Genomic DNA, 328 nt, shown 5'->3' on the forward strand with positions numbered 1-328 from the left:
TACGCGCACGCCGGCTGACAACGGAGCTCCCCGCATGACGACGCAAGGCAACTATCTCGCGGTGCGAAACGACTGGCTCGCGTCCGCGCTCGAACCCGCACTCGAGCCGGATCTGCCGATCGTCGATGCGCATCACCACTTCTACGAGCGGCCGGGCTGGATCTATATGCCTACGACTTCGACGCGTATCGCGCGAAGTACAAGGATCACGCGAACGTCGAGTTCGTGATCCCGCAGGAAGGCACGATCGCGGTGCCGTACGTGATGAGCCTCGTGAAGGGCGCGCCGCACGACGCGAACAGTAAGAAGGTGCTCGACTTCGTGCTGT

At 62.8% G+C, this 328-nt stretch carries 2 pseudogenes; both read left to right on the forward strand.

Annotated elements, in window-relative coordinates:
- Positions 1–199, forward strand: a pseudogene (locus SB751_RS28995) (amidohydrolase); the annotation flags it as partial.
- Positions 163–328, forward strand: a pseudogene (locus tag SB751_RS29000) (ABC transporter substrate-binding protein); the annotation flags it as partial. The pseudogenes SB751_RS28995 and SB751_RS29000, both read left to right, overlap by 37 nt.

This window comes from Cupriavidus sp. SIMBA_020 (genome assembly GCF_046535395.1).
In the GTDB taxonomy this organism is placed as follows: Bacteria; Pseudomonadota; Gammaproteobacteria; order Burkholderiales; family Burkholderiaceae; genus Cupriavidus; species Cupriavidus campinensis.